General features: G+C 42.6%; 15 protein-coding genes and 2 pseudogenes. 8 read left to right on the top strand and 9 right to left on the bottom strand.

What is annotated here, in order from left to right:
• Nucleotides 1-77: 77 nt before the first annotated feature.
• Both HUN01_RS12625 and HUN01_RS12620 read right to left on the bottom strand, forming a co-directional pair.
• Nucleotides 78-437, bottom strand: coding sequence for a hypothetical protein (locus HUN01_RS12625; protein ID WP_181931560.1), 360 nt, complete (start codon nucleotides 435-437; stop codon nucleotides 78-80).
• Nucleotides 438-1,650, bottom strand: a pseudogene (locus HUN01_RS12620) (ISAs1 family transposase).
• 331 nt (nucleotides 1,651-1,981) lie between these two features.
• Here HUN01_RS12620 and HUN01_RS12615 point away from each other — a divergent pair.
• Nucleotides 1,982-2,284, top strand: coding sequence for a molybdopterin cofactor-binding domain-containing protein (locus HUN01_RS12615; RefSeq protein WP_238846234.1), 303 nt, complete (start codon nucleotides 1,982-1,984; stop codon nucleotides 2,282-2,284).
• Nucleotides 2,285-2,332: 48 nt separating this feature from the next.
• Nucleotides 2,333-3,295: an XdhC family protein gene (locus HUN01_RS12610; protein ID WP_181931559.1), complete on the top strand. Its 963-nt coding sequence runs from the start codon at nucleotides 2,333-2,335 to the stop codon at nucleotides 3,293-3,295.
• Nucleotides 3,296-3,520: 225 nt separating this feature from the next.
• Here the strand turns inward: HUN01_RS12610 and HUN01_RS12605 are convergent, their stop codons facing one another.
• Nucleotides 3,521-8,878 carry a translocation/assembly module TamB domain-containing protein gene (locus tag HUN01_RS12605; RefSeq protein ID WP_181931558.1) on the bottom strand — a complete coding sequence of 1,786 codons (5,358 nt, stop codon included), beginning with the start codon at nucleotides 8,876-8,878 and terminating at the stop codon, nucleotides 3,521-3,523.
• An 806-nt stretch (nucleotides 8,879-9,684) separates the two neighbouring features.
• Between HUN01_RS12605 and HUN01_RS12600 the strand changes: the two genes are divergently transcribed.
• Nucleotides 9,685-10,353: a nucleotidyltransferase family protein gene (locus HUN01_RS12600; protein ID WP_181931557.1), complete on the top strand. Its 669-nt coding sequence runs from the start codon at nucleotides 9,685-9,687 to the stop codon at nucleotides 10,351-10,353.
• Here the strand turns inward: HUN01_RS12600 and HUN01_RS12595 are convergent.
• The 3 genes and pseudogenes from HUN01_RS12595 to HUN01_RS12585 all read right to left on the bottom strand — a co-directional run.
• Nucleotides 10,343-11,378: pseudogene (locus HUN01_RS12595) on the bottom strand (IS630 family transposase); the annotation flags it as partial. The gene HUN01_RS12600 and the pseudogene HUN01_RS12595 sit on opposite strands and share 11 nt — an antisense overlap.
• 175 nt (nucleotides 11,379-11,553) lie before the next feature.
• Nucleotides 11,554-11,751 (bottom strand): hypothetical protein, encoded by a 198-nt coding sequence (locus HUN01_RS12590; RefSeq protein WP_181931556.1) that lies wholly within the window; start codon nucleotides 11,749-11,751, stop codon nucleotides 11,554-11,556.
• Nucleotides 11,752-11,767: 16 nt separating this feature from the next.
• On the bottom strand, nucleotides 11,768-11,929 hold the full coding sequence (locus HUN01_RS12585; RefSeq protein WP_181931555.1) for a hypothetical protein: 162 nt from the start codon (nucleotides 11,927-11,929) through the stop codon (nucleotides 11,768-11,770).
• A gap of 266 nt (nucleotides 11,930-12,195) precedes the next feature.
• Here HUN01_RS12585 and HUN01_RS12580 point away from each other — a divergent pair, with 266 nt between their 5' ends.
• The 4 genes from HUN01_RS12580 to HUN01_RS12565 all read left to right on the top strand — a co-directional run bounded on the left by HUN01_RS12580 (nucleotide 12,196) and on the right by HUN01_RS12565 (nucleotide 19,241).
• Nucleotides 12,196-13,758, top strand: a complete 1,563-nt coding sequence (locus tag HUN01_RS12580; RefSeq protein WP_181931554.1) for an ATP-dependent nuclease — start codon at nucleotides 12,196-12,198, stop codon at nucleotides 13,756-13,758.
• Nucleotides 13,759-13,979: 221 nt separating this feature from the next.
• A complete protein-coding gene (gyrA, locus tag HUN01_RS12575; RefSeq protein ID WP_181931553.1) occupies nucleotides 13,980-16,619 on the top strand; it encodes a DNA topoisomerase (ATP-hydrolyzing) subunit A in 2,640 nt (879 codons plus the stop codon).
• Complete coding sequence (gene lnt / locus HUN01_RS12570; protein WP_238846232.1) at nucleotides 16,600-18,261, top strand: apolipoprotein N-acyltransferase; 1,662 nt, start codon at nucleotides 16,600-16,602, stop codon at nucleotides 18,259-18,261. Before gyrA ends, lnt begins: the two co-directional genes overlap by 20 nt.
• A gap of 575 nt (nucleotides 18,262-18,836) precedes the next feature.
• Nucleotides 18,837-19,241, top strand: coding sequence for a hypothetical protein (locus HUN01_RS12565; RefSeq protein WP_181931551.1), 405 nt, complete (start codon nucleotides 18,837-18,839; stop codon nucleotides 19,239-19,241).
• A gap of 188 nt (nucleotides 19,242-19,429) precedes the next feature.
• On the opposite strand, the gene HUN01_RS12560 is transcribed toward HUN01_RS12565, so the two are convergent.
• From HUN01_RS12560 to gap, 3 genes are all read right to left on the bottom strand, one after another.
• On the bottom strand, nucleotides 19,430-20,434 hold the full coding sequence (locus tag HUN01_RS12560) for a transaldolase (protein ID WP_181931550.1): 1,005 nt from the start codon (nucleotides 20,432-20,434) through the stop codon (nucleotides 19,430-19,432).
• 261 nt (nucleotides 20,435-20,695) lie between these two features.
• Entirely contained in the window at nucleotides 20,696-22,126 is a 1,431-nt protein-coding gene (gene pyk / locus HUN01_RS12555; protein WP_181931549.1) for a pyruvate kinase, read from the bottom strand.
• A 319-nt stretch (nucleotides 22,127-22,445) separates the two neighbouring features.
• Nucleotides 22,446-23,489: a type I glyceraldehyde-3-phosphate dehydrogenase gene (gap, locus tag HUN01_RS12550; protein ID WP_181931548.1), complete on the bottom strand. Its 1,044-nt coding sequence runs from the start codon at nucleotides 23,487-23,489 to the stop codon at nucleotides 22,446-22,448.
• A 117-nt stretch (nucleotides 23,490-23,606) separates the two neighbouring features.
• Here gap and HUN01_RS36065 point away from each other — a divergent pair, with 117 nt between their 5' ends.
• Entirely contained in the window at nucleotides 23,607-23,735 is a 129-nt protein-coding gene (locus HUN01_RS36065; protein WP_257798126.1) for a hypothetical protein, read from the top strand.
• The last annotated feature ends 64 nt before the right edge of the window (nucleotides 23,736-23,799 follow it).

Raw genomic sequence — 23,799 nt, 5'->3', positions numbered from 1 at the left:
CATGTGTTGACCTAGCACAATAATTGAGCTACCAACGAAACAAGGTTAGTAGCTTAATATAAACTTACAAAATATTTCTACAGCTTGAGGTTTACTGTTTTTTTGAGTGACTGACTCAGCGCATGGATAGAATTAATTAAAACTGCTAGTCTTTCTTTGAAAGGCTGACTGAATCCTGGGTAATCTTTAGGAGCATTATTTTGGAAGTATTGGATTTCGCTAGAAATGAGATCAGCTAATCTGATCGTTTCCTTCTCAATAAGTTCTACTTCTTGTTTTGATGCGTTGACTTTAGGTATCAAACCTTCAATTTCAAAGGCGCGGCTATTGGCTTCTTTACCAATTTTCTTATTTTCATGTTTTAAAAATATTCCACTACCAACTAAAGCTGCACCTCCAAAAGCCCAGCCAACAGGCCCAGGGTAAGAGCATCTCAATTAGGCTTGACATAAGGGCTGAGAAGAATTTGATGTATAGTCAATGAAAGAAGAACTGAGAACTCGAATCATGTAATCGTTATCCATACCAGTGCGTTTCATTTTTTGTCGGAGACTACGTTTGTAAGTCTGTTCACGATTGAGAGCATTGAGAGCAATGCGTCGTAAAAGAGCAAAATTCCGGGGACTGTGAAAAGAGCGAATGCGACAAGAATCCGCTCTTTCAGAGCCGCTACGCGAACAGCAAAAGTACAATCCAGAGTCCAGTGAGCTTGGTTTTCAATGCCCCAATGTTTGCGGATAGCTCGACCTAAAATTTGAGCATCACTGTGTAAAGAAGTTAGATAAAATTGAACATCACGAGTAGTTTTGTTCCAAAGATGACGCTCTCGGACAACCATAACCACGGTTTGAAGTCCAGCCCAAATTTTGGGTTGATAAAGTTCACCAATGGCAGAAACTGGAATAGACCAAACTTGACGGATTTCCGTGCGATGATGTCCTTTTTCAATTCGTTGGTCATAACTGATATCAATGCCTTGAAAATCCTGTGCAGCAGCAGTTTGAAACCATTGTTCTATTTGATGGTAGAGAGTCGGATGATTTGCCTTGAGTGCCAGAACATAATCTGCTTTTTGATCAATAATCTTTTTGGCAATCTCAGTCTGTGTCCCCATTGCATCAATGGTGATAATAGCGCCTGTAATATCTAGTAACTCTAATAATGCGGGAATAGCTGTAATCTCATTCGTTTTGTCTTCCACTTTCATCTGTGCCAATACCAAATTTTGTTCACTTGCCCAGGCACTAATCATGTGCAATGCTGCCACGCCTTGATTTCGGTCGTAAGAACCCCTAATTGTCTTTCCATCTATGGGAATTATCTCTCCTCCCATCTTTGTCACCAGAGTTTCTACCCATCTCAAAAAACCACGATTCAATTCTTCTGGATTGATGAACTCAAATACCCGTCGGAAGGTGTCAGACGCTCTCTACGAGACGCTAAAAGCGAACGAAGACTCGCTAACGCTACGCTATCAGAAGGAATTCCATTTGGTAATTCCAAAAACTCTTCTAACCACTGTTGCTTGCTGATGCCATAATTTTCGATGTCTTCCCACCCTTGCGCTCCGCCAATAACTGCCAGAATTGCAATGACTAAGATATCTGTGAGTTGATGTTTTTTAGTCCGCTCTACTCTTGGATCTTTGATTTCTTCAAAATGCTTGACTAAACTCTATTGAATAGCTTCAATCGATGCCACCTGTCCAGGTTGGGGCTGATGACGATTTTTACCAGATTTAGTTTTAAACCCCTCTCTACGAGACGCAGCACGAACAGACATAAAGCTTAATTTTTTAAATTTTTCCTTGAGAGCATTAAATTTTTCTCACTTATCTTGCTCTGATGTCAAGTACATTTTTTATCTAGTCGTTTATCCTTATCTTGTCTCTTTTGTCAAGTTCATAATATACCAAATTAGATGAGCTTACCCTGCAATTAATCCGCGAATTTGTCACGGACAAGCAATGGGGGGAGTAGCAATGGGAATTGGCTATGCTTTAAATGAAGAACTATTATTTGATAAACAAGGATGTATTTTAAACCCCACATTACGAGAATATCGCATCCCCACAGCGGCAGATATGCCACCAATAGAAGTAATTTTAGTAGAACAAGCCGACCCTCACGGCCCTTATGGCGCTAAAGGAGTTGGGGAAATCACCACCAATTGTACAGCGCCAGCCATAGCAAATGCAATTCGCGCTGCGATCGCGACAGATTGTAGACTATACGAACTCCCCATAACACCCGAAAGGGTTTGGCAAAAACTAAACAACTTTTAAACTGAAACTCTTTTCTTCCTTTGTGTCCTTTGCTGTTCGTCATCATCAATGCTTGACTTCTACCAACAACTAGCAAAAACCTTAAAAAAAAGCCCTGTAGTTTTAGCTACCGTCACCAGCATTAAAGGTTCCACACCCAGAGAAGTAGGTGCGAAAATGTTCATTAGCGCCGATGGTAAAATATTTGGAACAATAGGCGGTGGTGCTGGAGAAGCAAAAGTTTATCAGCAAGCTTTGCAAGTACTGCAAACAGGTAAAAAACAATTTGTAGAAATTGATTTATCTGGCGCACCGCAACGAGAAACTCAAGGCGTTTGTGGTGGCATAATGCAAATATTATTAGAGTTATGGTCAGGGAGTGAAAGCTTAAATTTAGTTAATCAGATTATAGATACTTTAACATCTGGGCGTTCTGGAACAATTATCACGCCCTTTAATACACATGAAAAACCTTACTTACTACTAAAAACAGAGATAATTGCATCTTTACACACCACAGCATTAATTGAACCTTTGCTAGCGCCACCAACACTTTTGATTATTGGTGCAGGACATATTGCTGTTTCTCTAACGCAGGTTGCAAAAATAGCAGGTTTTCAAGTTATTGTACAAGACGATCGCTCAGAATTTGCCACAAAAGAAAGATTTCCTGATGCATCGCAGGTGTTAGCAGAACCTATCACGTCAATTCAAGAGATATTAGAGAAAAATACTAATTTATATATCGCTTTAGTTACTAGAGGTTATCTTCAAGATTTAGCCGTTTTACCCTTGCTACGTAAGCATCCAGTAAAATACATCGGCATGGTTGGTAGCAATAAACGAGTCACCACTGTGTACAAAATCCTGCAAAATGAAGGTTACGAACCGGAATTTCTACATCAAATATATGCACCAATTGGTTTAGATATTGGTGCTTTAACGCCAGAGGAAATTGCAGTTAGTATCTGTGCTGAGTTAATTAAAGTTCGTCGTGGTGGTTCTGGGACTTCTTTATCTGAAAAAATTTAATTCTGGAAATTATAGAGCTTCTCAGTTGAGTTTAATACAGACGTAAACACTAGTACAGCACGGCGGAAATAAACCACCCATTCCCAATCAATAAAACCCTTACGCTGTCTTCATTTTTAATTTTTAATTTTTAATTTTTAATTCCGCCTTGCGGTACTAGCCCCTTCCCTACAATGGCTACGGTGTACACACAAGTCTCTTGACTGACAATGCCAATGCAGTAATTTAAAATCGAGTTTCATACTCAACTAATAATCGGTTTTCATCTCCCAAATTACTTGAGCCTCGCATCAGAATTTCGTCATTGACTCGATATAGGACGTTGTAAAGGAAAGATTCATTGCTAGAAAGAGGACGTGATAAAGAAAGAGATACATTTCTATTGATGTCAAACACACCTTCTGCTGATAAATTAAGAATTGAACTTCTGGATGCTTCGTTGGTAGATGGAGTAGGAAATATCCGAAATTCACTGAAACCAACAGCCTGTCCGATCGCAGTGATTGTTCCTTGTAAACCACCTAAAATGGTAGAGCTAGCGAAATTAGTCAGCCCTTGGGTTGCATTTGTTTGACCGAAAGAACTTAGAATCGAGCCACCCAACAGAGCAACTATTTCTCCTCGACTACGATTGGGTTCACTCGTAAGTTCTAGATTGTCGCCCAATCTACTAGCTGGCCCGTCCACCCTGGCTTGAACGCGAACGCTACGTAAAGTCCCAAAATTGTTTACAGAAACATCACTAATTTCAGCAGACAATGGTGATTCCAATATTCGACTGTTCCTTGCTGATGCTTCCGGAACAATTGCAATCAGTCGGACATCCAGATTTGGGTCAAGTCCTTGACTGGGAATAAACTGCGCGGTGTGGTCGAAGCCCCGCGCTAAGGTAAATTCAGTGGAAAATATGCTCAGTCGTCCTCCTGTCAAGCGAATGACTCCTTCAGGAAGCGGCTTGGCTAATGTTCCATTAATGGTTAAGTCGCCTCTTGCGTCAAAGCTCAATATCGGCTGACTAAAAGCGGCTCCTCCTGGTACAAAGTCGAGTAGAGACTGACTGGTAACACGAACATCGTCGTCTAAAGTCAATTTTAAATCTGCAAACTCTATAGGTAAATTGGGTGGAGTTACTGCGCTAGTGCTACTTTCTGGCGTAGCTACTGGTTCAGCGCTATTCTCTGGTGTAGGTTTGAGGTTAGGGTTAACCCCTTCTCTATTTATGACATTAGTATTAGCCTCTGCTGTCGCTGCTGCTGTTTTCTCAGCAGTAGCCGAACTTCCAATAATCACCTGACCATCACTCAGTCGAATATCTCCACCAATTACAGGTTTTAACGCTGTTCCGCGAATTACGATATCGCCGCCGACACCGCCTTCATACAGTCCGGCAATTTCAAAGTCGAGTTTGTCTGCTATTGAGACTGTGAGAGGATTTGCTGCTTGCTGAGGCTCAAAAATCGGCAGGATGCCTGATACATTTATTTGCCCTTCGTTGTAAGTACCTTGGATACTTTCAACATTCACAGTATTACCATTAAATTGCGCTGTTCCTGTGACATTCGTTAAAGGTTCAGATAAAGCTTCAGCGCGAAAAGTTGCATTATTAAGTGTGGCATTGCCGTTAATAATCGGTTCTTCTAAAGTACCTTGAACATTTAAATCTACTTGTCCTTGACCGTCTACCCAAGCGACTTGATTGTTGGTAAACAGGTTTAATAATGCCAATCCTTCATTGTTCACATTGGCGTTGATGCTGATTTGATTGCTATCGGGTTGCACTTCGGCAAAAGGTAACGGAGCAGGTACGCTACCTGTAATGACAACTGGCTGGGTTCCTGTCACTAATAAGGTACTGTCAAAATTCAAACGAGCATTGTTGTAATCAAAGTTCACTTGTCCTGTTTGCACAGGTTGTTTGTTAAGAGTCGCATTTGTTAATGCCACTTCCCCTTTCACACTAGGGTCTTGTAAAGTACCTGCTAATGTGGCATCAGCATTTACATTACCAGTGATATCTACGGGGTATTGTTCAATGAAAGGCTCTAAAAGTGATAAAGGTAAACTTGCTACATTTAAGTTTCCAGATAGTTGCTCAGTTCCTAACTGTCCCGAAAACGCTATTAGTCCTTGATTAATTCCAACACTTAAGGGCGAAAGTGTAACAATTCCATCGGCAAAACTGCCTTGAGCAACTACTTGATTAATTGAATAATCTCCCCATTGCCAATTAGCACCTTGAAAATTAAAGCCGACGTTCAACCCAGATTTTAATGAGCCACTAGCTGTAATTGCTCCACTCAAAGCACCTGTTAATTCTGCAAGGCTGGGCAAAGATGAAGTTTCTTGTGTCTCTTCTTGCCGTTGTTGTGCTATGGATGCTGTAATTTTTGAGAAATATGCTAACTGTGTTTTCAAATCTGCATCGGGCAAACTGATAGACTCGGTGTTAAGTGCCTCTGCTCCTGCTAATGTCGGTGGCTGCAACCCAGTACCAAGGTCTTGAAAGTCGAAGATATTGAATGCTTGTAAAAGTCTCTCAATTCTGGTTTGACCAAAATTAGCTTGGAATTGAAATTGCGGGTCATTCCCTGTTTGCACATTTCCACTGAGGGCGATGTTGCTATCGCCAATCCGCAATTGACCATTAGCCAAGCTAGCAGTACCATCAGCATAATTAATGCTGCCGCGAAATTCATCTGCTGCTACTCTGGCAACACGAGGCTGTGCGATCGCAACGTCTCCCGCAATGGCATAATTATTTAGATTAACAACTAAGTTTCCCGATAGTTGCCCTCCCAATGGTTGCAGTTGATTGTTAGGTAAAAATCCCCCAATCAAAGCGATGGGAAACTGTTGGGCGTTGATGAGCAAGTTATCTCCCTCAGTTCTACCTGTAGTGATAGCTTCATCGCGCTGTACCAAAAATGAAGTTGGACGATAATCTGCACCCAGGTTCAACGCTATCCTATCTTGCTGCCCAGCTAATCGCAGACTTGCCCCCTGTCCCCCTTGAAAATTCACGTTTCCGGTTAACAGTGGGTCAAAGGCCAAGTTACTTACCTGGAAATTCCGCAGCCGGATATTGCCATTAGCTTGCGGTACATCTGGAGTCCCTGTAACTTGTCCCTTAAAATCAAGTAACCCTACTATGGCTACATCACCAGGAACTTCAAAGCCAGTATTTTGTAAGTTGAAATTCTGCGCCAGTACATTTAAATTAAATCCGGCAATTTCCGGTGCGCCAGTTGGTGGAAACTGAATAGCGATCGCACCATTAGCACTCAATCCTGGGGTACTTGCGTTTTCAACTATAATCTGCTGCCCATTCCATTGAAATTGAGCGGTGAGCGGTTTTGCCAGCAGCGCTACTCCTTGGGAAAGGCGGATTTGTCCGGCGGCGCGAATATCTGCAAGCTGGAAAGATTCTGTTGTACCTGCTAACTGAATGTTGCTATTCAGCCGTCCTCGCAGTTCTGGTGAAAAACGGTTGAGTTGAATTTGAGAAGTACTGACAACCCCTTGCCAACGTTGTTGTGCCAGTTGACCTCTAGCTCTGACTGTCCCGCCTGCGACATTCAAAACCGCATCTGGCAAAAGGATATTTTTTCCTTGTTGAGCAACAACAACTCGTCCGGTAGTGGGATAGGTGGCGGTAGGCGCTTGCACCCGCGCTACTGCTTGTAATTTGCTCAGAGTGCCGGAAATATTGGTATTTGCGGATACATTGCCAATGGTGATGCCGGGTGAAGAATTGTATGCTCGTGCGATCGCATCCCCTGGTAAATTTTGTGCTTGAACATTCAATGCTACCCTACCTTGGGGTGCAAGCTGAAGTTGACCGCTAGCCGTTATTTGCCCTCCCACCTCTGGATTTGCCTGAACACGGGCAACATTCACGTTTAAGGGATTACCCAGAGAACCAGAAACTCTAGCGTTCGCAGATATACCACCAATATTGAGCGGGGTTGAAATATTGTAACCTTGAGCGATCGCATTTCCTGGTATACCTTGAGCTTGAATATTTACGCCTACCTGACCTTGGGGAGCTAGTTGAATTTGACCATTGGCTGTGATTTGTCCCCCAGCTGGCGGCGTCACTTGAACATTAGAAATATTGAGGTTCAAGGGCTGTTTGCTAAGTGAGCCAGAGATTTGTGCTTTTGCTGAAACATTCCCAACTGCGATCGGTAGAGTCACGCCATAGCTCCGTGCTAGTATATCCCCTGATATACCATCAGCTTGAGCGCTAAACATTACCTCATCTTTCGCTCCCAGTAAAGCTTCACCGCCGCCTGTAATTTGACCACCGGCTGCGGGGACAATATTCAGATTGGAAACAGCAAGTTGAGATGCAGTTTCAGAAACATTCAAGCGGAAATCAGTGTTGATAGTTTTAAATTGAATGCGGTCAACTTGAATAGGTTTAGTGTTACTTACTTTACCGCTCAGGACTGGTTTCTGAAGTGCGCCTAGTACTTGAATATTTGCTTGAATTTCCCCATTAGCCGGGACTGTCGAATTTACATTCAATGTATCTAAGATATTTTTTGCACTAACAGGTTTTATCTGAGCAGAGACATTAAAACCTGTTTGAGTATTAATTGTTCCATTAGCAAAAAGGGGAACTTTGCCAATGTTTGTACTCAGATTATCTAAAGTAACTGTCTGACCTTGAAATATAAATCTCCCATTAAAATTAGAAACCTGCTGAGGAATATTTGGAATTTTAGCAGTGACTTGATTAGCGCTAGCTGTTCCTGTAACGGCTATTTCTGATAGTTTGGGTGGAATCTGAACCCCTAAGTCAGCATTTAAATCTCCTGCTTGCAGAGCAATAGGTAACTGAATTAAACGACTGATATCAGATGCTTTTAAATTTTGTGCTTGCAGTTGGAGGTTAGTTTGTTGAGCTTTTAATTGTGTTTCGCCAACAATTTTAACAGCGCCTCCCCTAGTGAGTTGAGCATTGATGTCATAACCAATTCTTTGATTTTGCTCTGAAAATCGGGCAACACCACCAACTTGATCTAATATTACCGAGCCTTTCGGTTTAGTTGGTGCGGCGAATGGCATCAACTCGACATCGCCATCTTGAATTTGAAGCGTCTGCAACTCAATTTGAATAAAACCTTCTCCTTCCCCCGCCTTAATTTGAGTTGTCACCCAACTATCATCTTTTTCCTGTTGGATGTAGACATTAGGTTGAACTAACGTGACATTTAATCCTAGTTTTCGGGTAAAAAGAACTTGCAACGGCGAAAACTGAACCTCTAAGCCTTTGACAACCACCTGATCTGAATCAGTGGGAGTTGCTGGTATCGATAGAGAGCTAAATCTTAGACTAGAAAGCGAAAAACGTTCAACATTCCCAACTTTTACGGGACGCCCAAGCAATTCTTGAAGATTTTGTTCCACTAATGGCGCTAAATCTTTATATACATAGCTTCTAGCCCACCAAACACCAACTCCAATTCCAACCAGCAAAACCCCACCCAAAGCCAAACTGGTACGTCCTAAAAGCAGGAGCCACACACGACGATTAGGTGGTTCCTGATTGTTTCCTGAATTGGGAGATGGCGTCATGATTGTTACCAGTACCAGTACTTTTTTCTGGAGTAAGGCTAGAGACAGTTGTATTAACTAGTCACAAGCTATGTTTTCACAATATTAGGACTTAAGCAAGAACTTTGCAGAAAAGTGCTTATATTCTCTATTAGAGGCTGCGCCAAAGAGACGCACTGCAAAGCTATCTATGTTATTTCATAATTTGGCGTAATTATTTAATATATTTTGAGTAATATGTCATCAGATATTATTTGTGTTGGTCTTCAATTTTGGAAATATTGCTGAAATTAGGACAAACATTTAGAAGTTACTAAATCTGGGCAGTATTTTAAGGTAATTCTATAATCATTTAAATTGAAGATATATTTTATTAAATAAAATATTTTCCTGAATAAATTAGGTAATGTTTTATTATTAAATTACTTTGTGATAACTCCTGTATATACAACTCTGGTTATAGAAATTAATCTTTGTAGAATCTAACTTAGTATAGATGACGATGGTAAATAATCTTAGAGGATGTTTGAAAAGTCCTCTTGTCGGCATCAAAAATTTCCGATCCCCCCCATTTTTAAGCTACGGTGTATACACAAGTATGAAATAGCTGATTAAACAAGGTTTTACCCCACCCTAACCCTCCCCTTGCAAAGGGGAGGGAACTAGATTTTCTTGTTTCCCCCCTTGGCAAGGGGGGATTAAGGGGGGTAATTTAACTTGTGTATACACCGTAGGCTTTTTAATGGGGGTTAGAGGGTATCTAAAAGTGCCTAAAGTCACAGCGAAACACTTTTCAAACAACCTCTTAGATTTGGGAGTAATGTAGAGTGGAATGTCACTTCCGGAAGCTAGATTTAGATCCCCGACTTCTTCAAGAAGTCGGGAATCTGAGTAGCAACTTTGCTATTGTCCTCGCAGCGGGTAAATCTACTCGCATGGGTACTTGCAAAACCTCACTCCCTTGGGGTGAAGGTAAAACATTATTAACTTATCAACTAGAACAGTGGTTAAGTGTAGATTTTACCCCTGTTGTAGTTTTAGGTTCACACAACAGCAATAAACAAAAAGATTGTCCTGATGGCAGTTTCGCTGTAATTAATCCTCATGCCAATGTTGGTAAAACAACTTCTCTGCTCACAGGATTGCAACATATTCCTCCGAACTTTGAAATATTAGCAATTTCCGCAGTTGATCAACCCAGAGAATTAGAGATTTACCAGCGATTAATTTTAGCACACCAAGACAATTCAGCAATGATTACTGCACCCAGTTATGAAGGGAATATGGGACATCCATTGTTATTCAGTAATGGGATGCGATCGCACTTACAAAATATCAGTGAAGAAAGCTTAGGTTTACGTCAAATTATCAAAGAATTTTATCCAGTAATTCATCAAGTTAAATTTGATAATCCGGCTGTACTATTAGATATCAACACGCCGGAAATATATCAAGAACAACTGCATAATTTGAGATGGTATAGGACTAATATTTGATTTCTGAAAAAGCTCCGTACATTTGAAGAGTCGCAAAATCAAAGGTAGTGTGCCGGATAAACCACTCAAACATCCATTTGAGATGTGAGAACGAAGGAATCAAGGCACAGAAACGCCGCACCCAGGTTTTAGCTTGTAACCAAATATCCTCAATTGGATTTTGTGACGGGCAATTAGGAGCAAAGCGGACGCAGTGAATTTTCCACTCCTCTTGAGACAAATCTTGGTTTACCTCGCCTAAAAAGTTTTGAACCAGATGTGAACGATGGTAAGAAGCACCATCCCAAAAAAGAAGTAATCTTTGATTGGGGGACTGATCTAATAAATAACGTAGATAATCAATTGTATTTTCTGAGTTACCTGCGTTATACGCTTTTAGTAGTAAGCTTCCCTCCAGATAGTCAACTGCCCCGTAGTATGTCTGTTTGTCTCGTATATTAACAACTCTCACTGCTATTTCTTGGTCAGTTTTTCCCCCAGACATACCCACTTAAATCTCCCCACATTAAATGACACTCATCAAGCAGCAATACTCTCAACTTTCCTTCTTCAATTTCCTGCCGATGCCTTGCCAATAGTGTTTCAATCTCTTTTTTTTTTGCAGCAACAGCGTCCTCGTCAGCTTTTGGATTTAAAGAAGTAGTTTTCTTCCAACTAATTCCTGCCGCATCAAATAAGTCATAATAGCTCCGCTTTGACTCATAAGTTACATCATATTCAAAAGCCAATTTATATTCGAGTTCACCAAGTTCCCAACATTCTTTTGTTTGCAACCAACTTAAAACTTCTTCTCGTTGTTGAGCAGTTAAGTAACTTTTTTTTCCCTTGTGGTTCAGGCGCAGTCCCGAAATTCCATCTTCCTCATAAGCTTGCTTCCAGCTTGTTATCGAACCCAGTGACACATCTAAAATTGTTTGAATTTCCTCATACTTGTAGCCTTGATAAACCAATTTGACTGCCAACGCTTTCCTCACCTCACGCGCATCTGGGCGATCATCTATAAATTCTTGTAGTTCTGCGATCGCGGCTTGTAGATGCTGGTTTATCATTGTTAGCTATTAGACAAATATTCTGTCCGTATTATCTCGTAGTTTTTTTCAGAAATCAAATATGATTCCTATAATAGATTACAAACAAGATTCCCGACTTTTTGGAGAAGTCGGGAATCTGAACTTTATGATTACTCTTTCACAAACCCAATCATTGCTCAGTTGGATCATCAATCATTTCCGGTACTAAAGCTGGGTTACTTTTACGTTCTTCTGGTGATTGCTCCCGAATAACATCATCTATTCTCGCAGGGTGTTTGATTTTGTCCAGCACCTCTGGACTTAATTGTGCTGCATCACCTTCTGGATTAGACTTTTCAGCTTGACTAGGAACTGTTTCCTTATTCATCACTATTTCCTGAAACTTATACGCCAAGCTTAAGTTCTTCTAGGGTGAGGTACACACTATCTTCGGACTTAATTTTACGCAGCGATGGGGAAGAAAAGCGATCGCTGTAGACCAAATATGTATAAGCCTTTTTCCAAAGGTGCGGTGCGATCGCTACAATCTGCTGTAGAAGACTCAATTTAGCCCAAGCAGGCAGACGCGATGCAAGTAAATTGCTAGAGGCGTTGGCACAAGCACAAAGTGAATTAAAGGCTGGGTTGGGTTAATTGTATTTTTGTAGTGTAAGTATTTTAACAGCCTGTAAATTTTAATACAAATAGTAGGGTGGGTTATTTTCCGCATAATCCACCCTACTATTTGTATTCACGTAAGTAGTACGCATGAACTAAATTACGTGTTATCCTTGATTAAATGTATTTATTCCTTGCTCTAAAACTAAGTTTTATGTGGATTTCTGAAATTAACTTGAGCAACTTTAGATGCTTTTCTGATGCGAGTATTGAATTGTCTAAAGGAATTAATTTGATAGTAGGTTCAAATAATTCCGGGAAATCAAGTTTGTTGAAATCAATTTTATGGGTTCAAAAAGGCTTTAGTTTGGATTGCAAAGATTTACGAATATCCCAAAACAATGGATATGTTAAACTGCGGTTCAATGAAGCAAGTCCAAACTTTTTAAATCGAAATCCGGGACAAGAAATTTCGTTCAGAGGAGATATATCAAGAAATGTTATTAGTCTCGATTTAATCGATAATAAAGGATCTACTTTTATTTCAGGAATTGATGTAGGCAATGAGCAAATTTCAAATCAAGAGCCTAGAAATTTTATATATCCATATCTCTCTAAAAGAAAAGTTGCAGGTTTTCACGAATCAATAAATCTGAATGCAGCAAATTCAGTTAGAGGTGATCTGTATAATTTATATGCAAAAATTGACCGCATATTTAATCCTCAAATGCCAGCAAATGAACAATATGTTCAAGCTTGTCAAGATATAATAGGTTTCCAAATTACATCAACTCCTTCGCAGAATGGTAAGCAGGCTGCTTATGTAGTGACCAATCAAGAAAATATACCATTAGATGCAATGGGTGAAGGTGTTGCTAATTTGGTTGGATTAATTGTAGATTTATGCATGGCTGAAAATCAGTTGTTTCTGATTGAGGAGCCAGAAAATGATGTGCATCCAAAAGCATTGAAGAAACTTCTTAATTTGATTACTGAAAAATCTATAAATAACCAATTTATAATTACAACACACTCTAATATAGTTGCTAAATATTTGGGTGCATATCCGAATTCTAAGCTTTTCTCAATATCAATGGAGTTTCAAAATCGGCTACCTACATCACAGATAGAAAAAATAGAGAATACTCCAGAAGATAGACGGCACATTCTTGAAGAATTAGGGTATGATTTTTTCGATTTCGATTTATGGTCAGCTTGGTTAATTCTTGAAGAATCTTCAGCAGAAAGAATAATCAGAGATTTTCTTATACCTTGGTTTTACCCTGAGTTAAAAGGTCGGCTACGTACATACTCCGCTAATTCACTCAGTGAAGTTGAAACTAAGTTTAGAGATTTTGATAATCTATTTGTCTTCTTACACCTGCAACCAATTTATAAGAATTTAGCTTGGGTAGTTGTAGATGCAGGGGAAGAAGAAGCGAAAATTATTGAAAAATTAAAAAGTAAATATACTCTCAGTGGTTGGAATGAGAGTAATTTTCTTCAGTTTTCTGAGCATGATTTTGAACGATATTATCCAGCAGAATTTAAATTAAAAGTAGACACTGTACTGCGAATGCCACCCGGACAACATCGGCAAAAAAGTAAAGATGCTCTCCGCCAAGAGATAATGACTTGGATTCATGAGAATCCTCATAAAGCAAAAGATGCGTTTCAAGACTCTGCTTCAGATGTTATTCAGGTTCTTCAACAGATACAATCTTGCCTGAGTATAAATTCATCGTTGAGGTTTAAATCAAATGGAGAGCTATCTTGAGACTTAAATTACTATTTCCATTTCAGGAAACTCAAAGTTAGAACTTGGAGCAAAGCGAGGAGCATCTACCAAGACGCTTGACTTAGCTGCCCAGGCAATAAAAAGCAATATATGCTAAGATTGTATCAAATTATAGCAATTATTCAAGAGCAATTTAGAATAATTTTGCGCTTTGTTGAGTAAAAAAGCTAAAATCTACGATTTTTGGAGATTTTTAGGTTATGACAACCTCACAGGAGAGGATTATCCCGATAGACTTGCGAACCGAAATGTCGCAGTCTTATCTGGAATACGCCATGAGCGTGATAGTGGGTCGGGCGTTGCCAGATGCCAGGGATGGTCTAAAACCTGTGCATCGTCGCATTCTCTACGCAATGCACGAGCTAGGTCTACTTCACGATCGCCCCTTTAAGAAATGCGCCCGTGTGGTCGGGGAAGTGCTGGGTAAATATCACCCCCACGGCGACACGGCAGTGTATGATGCCTTGGTGCGGATGGCGCAGGATTTTTCCATGCGATCGCCCCTAGTTAACGGACATGGTAACTTTGGTTCGGTTGACAACGATCCGCCAGCCGCAATGCGGTACACAGAATGCCGCTTACAAGCTTTAACTAGTGCCGGTTTACTCCACGACATCGAATTAGAAACCGTAGATTTTGCCGATAACTTCGACGGTTCCCAGCAAGAACCCACAGTTTTACCAGCACGGATTCCCCAATTGTTGCTCAACGGTTCCTCTGGGATTGCCGTGGGCATGGCAACCAACATTCCGCCGCACAATTTGGGCGAATTGATTGATGCTTTGGTGGCTGTAATCCACAATCCAGAAATCACCGATCTCGAATTAATGCAGTATGTCCACGGCCCAGACTTTCCGACTGGGGCGCAAATTTTGGGAACATCTGCCATTCGAGAAGCTTATACTACCGGGCGTGGTTCCATTACCATGCGTGGTGTCGCTAACATTGAAACCGTTGAACAACGGGGACGACCAGATAGAGAAGCAATTATCATTACCGAATTGCCCTATCAAACCAATAAAGCGGCGCTAATTGAAAAAATCGCCGAAATGGTGAACGAAAAGCGGCTAGAGGGCATCGCAGATATCCGGGATGAAAGCGATCGCGACGGGATGCGAGTTGTCATCGAACTCAAGCGTGATGCTTATCCCCGCGTCGTTCTGAACAACCTCTACAAGCAAACGCCACTGCAAGCCAATTTCGGCGCAAATATGCTGGCGTTGGTGAATAGTGAACCCCAAGTCCTCACTCTCAAGCAGTTCTTAACCGTCTTCTTGGATTTCCGTATCGAATCCATTGCCAGACGCACCCGCTACGAACTGCGGAAAGCCGAGGAACGCGATCATCTCCTACAAGGGTTATTAATTGCCCTATCCCAGTTAGATCCGATTATTGTCTTGATTCGCCATGCGCCCGATGCGCCCACAGCCAAAGGTGAATTAATCACAACTTACGGACTCTCAGAAGTTCAAGCAGACGCGATTTTGCAGATGCAATTGCGGCGGTTGACTGCCTTAGAAGCAGACAAAATTCGTCTGGAACACGATGAATTACAAGCAAAGATTACCGACTTGCAAGATATTTTGGCACGTCGGGAGAGAGTGCTGGAAATCATTGAAACTGAAGTCGGGCAACTGAAAACTAGCTTTGCTACACCCCGCCGCACGGTAATTTTACCAGGGGAAGGGGAATTAGACGATCGCGATTTAATTGCCAATGAAAAAGCGATCATTTTGGTGACAGAGCAAGGCTACATCAAACGGATGCCAGTCAACACCTTTGAAGCCCAAAGCCGCGCTACCAGAGGTAAAGCCGCAGCCAAGGTGAAAGATGATGACACCATTGAGCATTTTTTAACTTGCTGCGATCACGACAGTATTTTATTCTTTAGTGAGCGTGGTGTCGTTTACTGCCTGAGAGCTTATCAAATTCCAGCGAGTTCGCGTACCAGTCGCGGGACACCAATCGTCCAAATGCTACCGATTCCCAAAGAGGAAAAAATCACCTCGATTGTACCGGTTGACGAGTTTAGCAGTGAAGAATATCTGGTCATGCTCACTAAGGGCGGCAATATCAAGAAAACCGAATTGGCAGCCTTTAGTCATATTCGCGCCAATGGTTTGATTGCCATTTCCTTAGAGGAAGGCGACCAACTCCGCTGGGTGCGACGCGCTAGAGTAGAGGATAGCGTAATCATTGGTTCTCGTAACGGGATGGCGATTAACTTCCGGTGCAACCACGAACAACTGCGTCCTTTAAGTAGGGCGACTCGTGGCGTGAAAGCCATGAAACTCAAGAATAAAGATGAACTGGTGGGTATGGATATTCTCCCCGCAGCAATTCTTGAAACTTTGGATGTTACAGAAGCCGAAATTGAAGATATCGAAACAGTCGAAGCAGTCGAAGCAGTCGAAGCAATCGAAACAATCGAAGCAGAAGATATCGAAATTACCGAAACTACTGAAGAGTCCGCAGAAGTGCCTAGCACTGGCGTAGTTGGCCCTTGGGTGTTGGTAATTACAATGGGAGGATATGGTAAGCGCGTACCCGTTGCCCAATTCCGTCTGCAAAATCGTGCTGGACAGGGTTTAATGGCAACCAAGTTCAAAAACCGCAAAAACAAAGACAAGTTGGCAACTTTACGCATTGTCAACAATGATGATGATGAAATCATGATGGTGACAAATCGCGGTATTATCATCCGTCAAGCGGTGAATGCAATTTCGATCCAATCGCGATCGGCAACTGGAGTCAGAGTGCAGCGTTTAGATGAAGATGACGCCATTACCGGAGTGGCAATAGTTCCACCTGATGCTGTCGATGCAGAAGAAGCAGAGTAAAAAGCAGGGGGAGCAGGGGAAGCAGGGGAGGCAGGGGGAGAGGTTAACCTCTTTACTGCCTTACTTGATTGCCTTAGCTAGTGGCATTTTAATGGGGCTAACCGTTGCCCCTGTCGGCGCATGGTTCTTGGCTTGGATTGCCCTAGTTCCCTTATGGGTGCTAATTGTCACTTCAGCCAAAAACCAAAACCAATCCCCCCCTGCTCCCCCATCTCCCCCTGCCCCCCCTGCTCTCTTCTGGGGTATCGGTTATCACGGTGTCGCCCTATCTTGGATTACCGGAATTCATCCAATGACATGGTTGGGTGTTCCTTGGTTGCCGAGTTTGGCAATTACTCTTTTTTGTTGGGGATTTATCAGCCTCTTGGGAGGCGTATTTGTTACTATCTGGGCGGCTGTAATGGTTCGCCTAGCCGAACAAAAACCGTGGCTACGTATACTTATTGGTACAGCCGTCTGGTGCGGCTTAGAGAGCCTTTGGAGTGCTGGCCCTCTGTGGTGGAGTTCCCTTGCTTACACCCAAAGTCCGCACAATCTCGTAATTGTACATCTGGGACAACTCTCTGGGCCTAATACTGTGACAGCAGCAATAGTTGCTGTTAATGGTTTAATTGCTGAAGCGTATATAAACCGCCAAGATACCAAGATGTCATCTGCGTCTTCTCTAAGAGACGCTATGCGAAGGCAGTTCGTTAATAAATACTTAGTTGTCGCCACAGGACTATTAATTACCTTACACCTCATTGGTTTTATCTTATATAGCCGTCCCATCGCCCAAGTACCAGAAGCAGCCTTGAAAGTGGGGATTATTCAGGGTAATATCCCGAACCGACTTTTACGAAGTTCCGAAGGGTTTCGTCGCGCTCAAGAAAATTACACCAATGGGTATTTAACTTTAGCAGAGCAAGGTGTAGATGCAGTCCTCACCCCAGAAGGAGCCTTACCTATTTTCCAGCGCAACTTGATGGAAACTGCTTTAGTCGCAGCAGTGAAGAAAAAAGGTGTAGTTGCTTGGATTGGGGCTTTTGGCGAACGGGGAGACAGTTATACAATTAGCTTGTTTACTTTCAACAATAAGGGTGAAATTGTCAGCCGCTACGATAAAGCCAAACTAGTACCATTGGGAGAATATATCCCCTTTGAAGAAATTTTAGGCGGACTAGTTCAGCGTTTGTCACCTTTGGAGGCACACCAAGTTCCTGGTTCAGCAAATCAGATATTTGACACTCCATTTGGTCGTGCGATCGCTAGTATATGTTACGAATCTGCTTTTCCTGAACAATTTCGCTATCAAGCTGCGGCGGGTGGGCAATTTATCCTCAGTTCTTCTAACGATGCCCATTACAGTGCATCCATGCCATTCCAGCACCATGCACAGGATATCATGCGGGCAATTGAAACTGATCGATGGTCAGCACGGGCAACTAATACCGGATATTCAGCCTTTGTAGATCCTCACGGTAGAACCTTGTGGATATCTGGATACAATACCTACGAAACTCATGCCGAAACAATTTATCGGCGACAAACACAAACTTTATATGTGCGTTGGGGTGATTGGTTAACACCGTTGTTGTTGATATCCTCTGGAGGAGTTTGGCTGGTAATTAAATTTAGCAATACAAAGAAATTGAGTAATTAGCAATCAGATATTTTATTCTAAATTGAATTACTGTTAATTACAGTGTAAATAATATTGCTGGTGTATTGTTTCTCTTTCTCTTAGAGATTTTAAAAAAGTCTCAGTTTTCTTAGAGAATATTTTAAAAGTCCTCTGGTCGATAGTAAAACGTTTTAGATCCCCCCCCTTTCCCCTTAAAAACTACGGTGTACACACAAGTCTGAAATAGCTGATTAATCAAGGTTTTACCCCACCCTAACCCTCCCCTTGCAAAGGGGAGGGAACTAGATTTTCCGGTTTCCCCCCAATGCATTGGGGGGATTAAGGGGGGTAATTCGATTTGTGTGTACACCGTAGTTTTTAAGGAAGTAGAGAGAATCTACAAGTGCCTAAAATTACATTTGACCACTTTTAAAATATCCTCTTCTGATTATTTATACACACAGTTTGATCCAATTTACAATTATCCATAAGGCTGAAATTTAAATACAATATTTCATACCAAATTAAGTTAAAAAAAACTATATAAGCGATAATTTGCTGACTTTAAGGTGTTTTAATAAAGTTATTACCGAAAGTCTAGTAGAAGCAAAAACATGAAAGGTTTCAGGAAGTTATCCTCAATAGCGCTATTGCTATGTGCCTTTGTGTATCCGCCCTCATTAGCTGAAGCAAAAGATATTTCTTTAGATAATGCTCGCAATGAACAGAGCGCTGCACCAGAAGCTAATCTAGTTGGAGATAAAACTGGAGAGCTTTTAATTGCTCAACGGCGGTCAGGAAGATACCGAATGATCCGACGACGGCAGATTATCCGACGGCGGCAGCCCTTAAGACGATACCCAAGTATCCGGCGGCAGCCCTTAAGACGATACCCAAGTATCCGACGGCAGCCTCTCAGACGAAACCAAAGTATCCGACGGCAGCAGTTAAGACAACGGCAAATTATCCAACGACGGCAGCCTTACGGACGATATGAAAATATTCGCCGTCGTTATTAACGACGGCTGATGTCAATACTTGTCGGGTTTTGGGGAAAAGGGAAAGAAAAAACCTTTAACCTCTTCCCTTTAACCTTTTCCCCAAACCAAATTGTGAGTTAAAAATGCAAAATCCGAGCAATATTGCGGCTGATGTAACTAACTAGTGGTTAGTGGTTTAACCACTAACCACTAACTATTATTATCTTTTAATGGCTTGCTACTACCTCTCCTTCAAGGCGAACTAGTCGGTCTGCCAAAAGTTTCTCAAGGTCTTCTAGTGCCTTGGTAAAACCTTTGATGCCCTCGTCTAGTTTGTCGGTTGCCATGCGGTCAGCAGCGTGCATTTTGTCATAGCTAGCTTTGTCAATGGATATCTTTTCGATTTCCAAGCTTGCTGCCTTCGCGGGGTCAAGTTTACGTGGCAGTTCTGCAACAGTTGACTGCAATTCAGCCAAAAGTGATGGTGAAATGGTCAGTAAATCACTACCGGCAAGTTCAGTAATTTCACCAAGGTTACGGAAGCTAGCTCCCATAACTTCGGTTTTGTAGCCGAATTTCTTGTAGTAGTTGTAGATTTTGGTGACTGACAAAACTCCTGGATCTTCGGCTGCTGGGTAGCTATCGCGTCCGGTATCTTTTTTGTACCAGTCGAGAATCCGACCAACGAAGGGAGAAATTAGGGTGACGCCGGCTTCTGCACAGGCGATCGCTTGGTGAAGACCAAACAACAATGTAAGGTTACAGTGAATACCTTCTTTTTCGAGAATTTCCGCAGCGCGAATGCCTTCCCAGGTGGTGGCAATTTTAATTAAAACGCGATCGCGGCCAATTCCGGCAGCTTTATACTGGGCAATTAAGTCCCGTGCCTTAGTCAGGGTAGCTTCGGTATCGTAGGACAAGCGAGCATCCACTTCCGTAGACACGCGACCGGGAATGATTTGCAAAATCTTTAATCCAAAGGCAACTGCTAAACGGTCAAAAGCCAAAGAAACTATCTGTGCTTGGGTGGCTTCGGCTCCAGCATCTTTCTTCGCCTGAAGTAAAGTTTGATCGACAATTCCCTGATATTCTGGCATTTGCGCCGCAGCAGTAATCAGAGAAGGATTGGTGGTGGCATCTTGGGGTTTGAACTTTTCAATTGCCTTGATATCCCCTGTATCTGCGACCACAACAGTCACTTCTCGCAATTGTTCCAGTAAATTCTTAGACATAAAAGACTCCGTGATGTTTGTTTAGGATTTACTAGCGAGTGCTGAGTGCTGAGTGCTGAGTGCTGAGTTAGGAGTTAGGAGTAGAGACACAATTAATCGCGTTTGTACAAGAGTTATTAGTCTCCTCCTTGTCTCCCCAGTCCTTAGTCCCCAATCACCAGTCCCCAGTCCTTAGTTCCTTCAATTCTGATTCTGGCAATTTTTCTTAATCATTGCCCAATTTTGCTTACTATCTTGAGCCACAGCCTTATTCTAAGTGCCTTATGCTGAAATTGGCTGTCCAATGGAATGCACTTTGATTAAACTAGTTGTGCCCGATTTACCAATTGGAACACCAGAGGTAATTACTACTTTATCGCCCTTATTCGCTAAACCCATGTCTACAACTGTGTTCACCACATTGGTAAACATCTCTTCGGCATTGTGGACTGGTGGGATCAGCAAAGCTTCCACACCCCAAGAAAGCGCTAGTTGGCGATAAGCGGTGATGTCGGAGGTGAGGGCAATAATGGGAGAAGTAGGCCGGTATTTAGACACCATTCGCGCCGTACTTCCTGATGAAGTGTTACAGAGAATTGCCCGTGAGCCTGTTTCATAAGCGATGCGACAGACGGATTCTGCCACAGATTCGGTAACGCTAAGACTGCCTGCTTCATGACACCAAGCATGTTTGCTACCCTCATCTAGAGCCTGTTCTGTCCGCACGGCGATGTTGTGCATCATCTGGACGGCGGCGATGGGATATTGCCCGACAGCGGTTTCACCAGAAAGCATTACCGCATCCGTACCATCTAAGATGGAGTTGGCAACATCGGTTGCTTCGGCGCGGGTGGGGTCAGGGGCGCTAATCATCGACTCTAGCATTTGGGTGGCTGTAATCACCGGCTTGCCAGCACGATTGCAACGGCGAATGATATCTTTTTGAATTAAGGGTACTTCGTGAATTGGCACTTCTACCCCTAAATCGCCACGGGCAATCATAATCGCGTCCGCAACCTTCAGAATTGAGTCAAAATTCTCTACTGCCTCTGCTCTTTCGATTTTGGCAATTAGGCGAATGGAAGCACCAGCAGCTTCAATCATTCGTCTAGCGGGTTCTAAGTCTTGTGGCGATCGCACGAAGGACACCGCTACCCAGTCTACACCCAACTGAATCCCAAAGCGGAGATCCAGCAAGTCTTTTTCGGTGATGGAACTGACAGGTAAAGGAGTTTGGGGTAGGTTCACTCCCTTGTGGGTGGAAATTAACCCGCCAATTTTCACTTGGGCGCGAATGTGATCGGCATCGCGATCGGTCACAATCAATTTGACGCGACCATCATTAATTAAAATTGGTTCACCTGGTCGCACCATTGCGAACAAAGTCGGCAAAGGTAGGGGGAGTTCGTCAATACTCTCACCCTTTTCTTGCAAAACAAAGGTGACTTCACTACCGGCTTCTAAATTTAACCCTTCCGGTGGTAAAGTTCCCAAACGAATCTTGGGACCACATAAGTCTTGCATAATTGCGATCGGCTTTTGCTGCTCATTACTAATCTGTCTGAGATAGTGAGCAGTTTGGGCATGGAATTCATAAGCCCCGTGGGAAAAATTCAGCCGTGCCACATTCATTCCGGCTTTTACCAAGGCTTGCAGCTTTTCAGGTGCAGATGTAGCGGGCCCAACAGTACAAATGATTTTGGTTCGACGCATAGGGATTGGGGGTTGAGGAGTAACTTGCAAATTTGGATGCTTTGTACCAATTCGTAATTCGTAATTCAGAGACTTCAGATTTTATTGGGGTTTCCCAGTTTAAATCTTTGCGTCATCGCACAAAACATCCAAATTTACACGTGCTTCATATCACTGGTTTGCTAAATAAAAATACTAGATTGCGTTTTATTTTCAGAGTATTTACCATTTGACCCAAATCCCAAATTGGGTACTGGGTACTGGGGATTAGAGATTGGGGAAGAAACTTAATTACTAATGCCCCATGCCCAATGCCCCATGCCCAATTCCCAATTCCTAATCAAACCACAGCCGCTGTCGGTGCGAGTTTTTCCTTCTGTGACATAGACAACATTAGGTCAATCACGCGATTCGAGTAGCCCCACTCGTTGTCATACCAGGCAATTACCTTGAAGAAGTTGGAGTTCAACTCAATCCCAGCACCTGCATCGAAGATACTGGAATGGGTATCTCCTTGAAAATCTGTGGAAACTACTTCTTCGTCTGTGTAACCCAAAATACCGGCTAGTGAACCTGCGGCAGCCTCCTTCATGGCAGCACAGATTTCCTTGTAACTGGTGGCTTTGGCAGTTTTGAAAGTTAAATCAACTACAGAGACATCGGGAGTCGGAACTCGTAATGCCATCCCAGTTAACCTGCCCTTCAATTCTGGTAAAACCAGTGCCACGGCTTTTGCTGCGCCTGTGGAGGAGGGAATAATATTTTGGGATGCACCTCGACCACCCCGCCAGTCTTTCTTGCTGGGCCCGTCTACAGTTGGCTGAGTGGCAGTCATGGCGTGAACTGTGGTCATCAACCCTTCAGTCAACCCAAAATTGTCATTGATGACCTTAGCGATGGGAGCTAGGCAGTTTGTAGTGCAGCTAGCATTGGAGACAATGATATCCTTGCCAGGATCAAATAGGTGATGATTGACACCCATTAACAGGGTAGTAACTCTATCTGGATCTTTGGTGGGAGCGGAAATTACCACTCGCTTTGCACCTGCCTTCAGATGGTTTGCAGCTCCTTCGTAGTCGGTGAAGAGTCCGGTCGCTTCCACGACATAATCTGCACCTGATTTTCCCCAAGGTAACTCTGCTGGATTTCTAACTGACACACAAGGAATGAAATGTCCGTCAATCAGAATGCCGTCTTCCTTAGCTTCAACCTTGTGCTTTAATTTACCGTGGGTTGAATCGTACTTTAATAGATAAGCGAGGTTATCTGGTGGTACTAGATCGTTAATGCCCACAAACTCGATATTGGGGTTATCGATGCCGGCGCGAAGCACAAGTCGCCCAATTCGACCGAAGCCATTGATACCAACTTTCAATTTAGTCAAGATTAAACCTCCCGTTGTGGAAGTTGAACAAAAGGAGAAAGTTAAAAGTCAAAATAGATTGCCTTTTACTCTTTACTCTCTGATCCTGACAGTCTCAGTCGGCTAAGGCATATTTACTTGGCATCTTTTAAGGATTGGGCATGGGGCATGGGGCATGGGGCATGGGGGATTGGGCATTGGGCATTGGGCATGGGGCATGGGGGATTGGGCATTGGGCATGGGGGATTGGGCATTGGGCACTTGTAATGAGCAAAGCCTTTGGCGCAGCCTCTCGTAGAGAAGTATTCAGTATTGTATTGGTTCTTCTCCC

The organism is Nostoc edaphicum CCNP1411, assembly GCF_014023275.1.
Lineage (GTDB): Bacteria > Cyanobacteriota > Cyanobacteriia > Cyanobacteriales > Nostocaceae > Nostoc > Nostoc edaphicum_A.
The sequence above is the reverse complement of the archived record's forward strand: the minus strand, read 5'-3'. Positions and strand labels throughout refer to the sequence as shown.

Bases quoted from the DNA above. Each gene is read 5' to 3' on its own strand.
- HUN01_RS12615 (WP_238846234.1), top strand. From the start codon at position 1,982: ATGGGAATTGGCTATGCTTTAAATGAAGAACTATTATTTGATAAACAA.
- HUN01_RS12610 (WP_181931559.1), top strand. From the start codon at position 2,333: ATGCTTGACTTCTACCAACAACTAGCAAAAACCTTAAAAAAAAGCCCT.
- HUN01_RS12605 (WP_181931558.1), bottom strand. From the start codon at position 8,878: ATGACGCCATCTCCCAATTCAGGAAACAATCAGGAACCACCTAATCGT.
- HUN01_RS12590 (WP_181931556.1), bottom strand. From the start codon at position 11,751: ATGAATAAGGAAACAGTTCCTAGTCAAGCTGAAAAGTCTAATCCAGAA.
- HUN01_RS12580 (WP_181931554.1), top strand. From the start codon at position 12,196: ATGTGGATTTCTGAAATTAACTTGAGCAACTTTAGATGCTTTTCTGAT.
- gyrA (WP_181931553.1), top strand. From the start codon at position 13,980: ATGACAACCTCACAGGAGAGGATTATCCCGATAGACTTGCGAACCGAA.
- lnt (WP_238846232.1), top strand. From the start codon at position 16,600: ATGCAGAAGAAGCAGAGTAAAAAGCAGGGGGAGCAGGGGAAGCAGGGG.
- HUN01_RS12565 (WP_181931551.1), top strand. From the start codon at position 18,837: ATGAAAGGTTTCAGGAAGTTATCCTCAATAGCGCTATTGCTATGTGCC.
- HUN01_RS12560 (WP_181931550.1), bottom strand. From the start codon at position 20,434: ATGTCTAAGAATTTACTGGAACAATTGCGAGAAGTGACTGTTGTGGTC.
- pyk (WP_181931549.1), bottom strand. From the start codon at position 22,126: ATGCGTCGAACCAAAATCATTTGTACTGTTGGGCCCGCTACATCTGCA.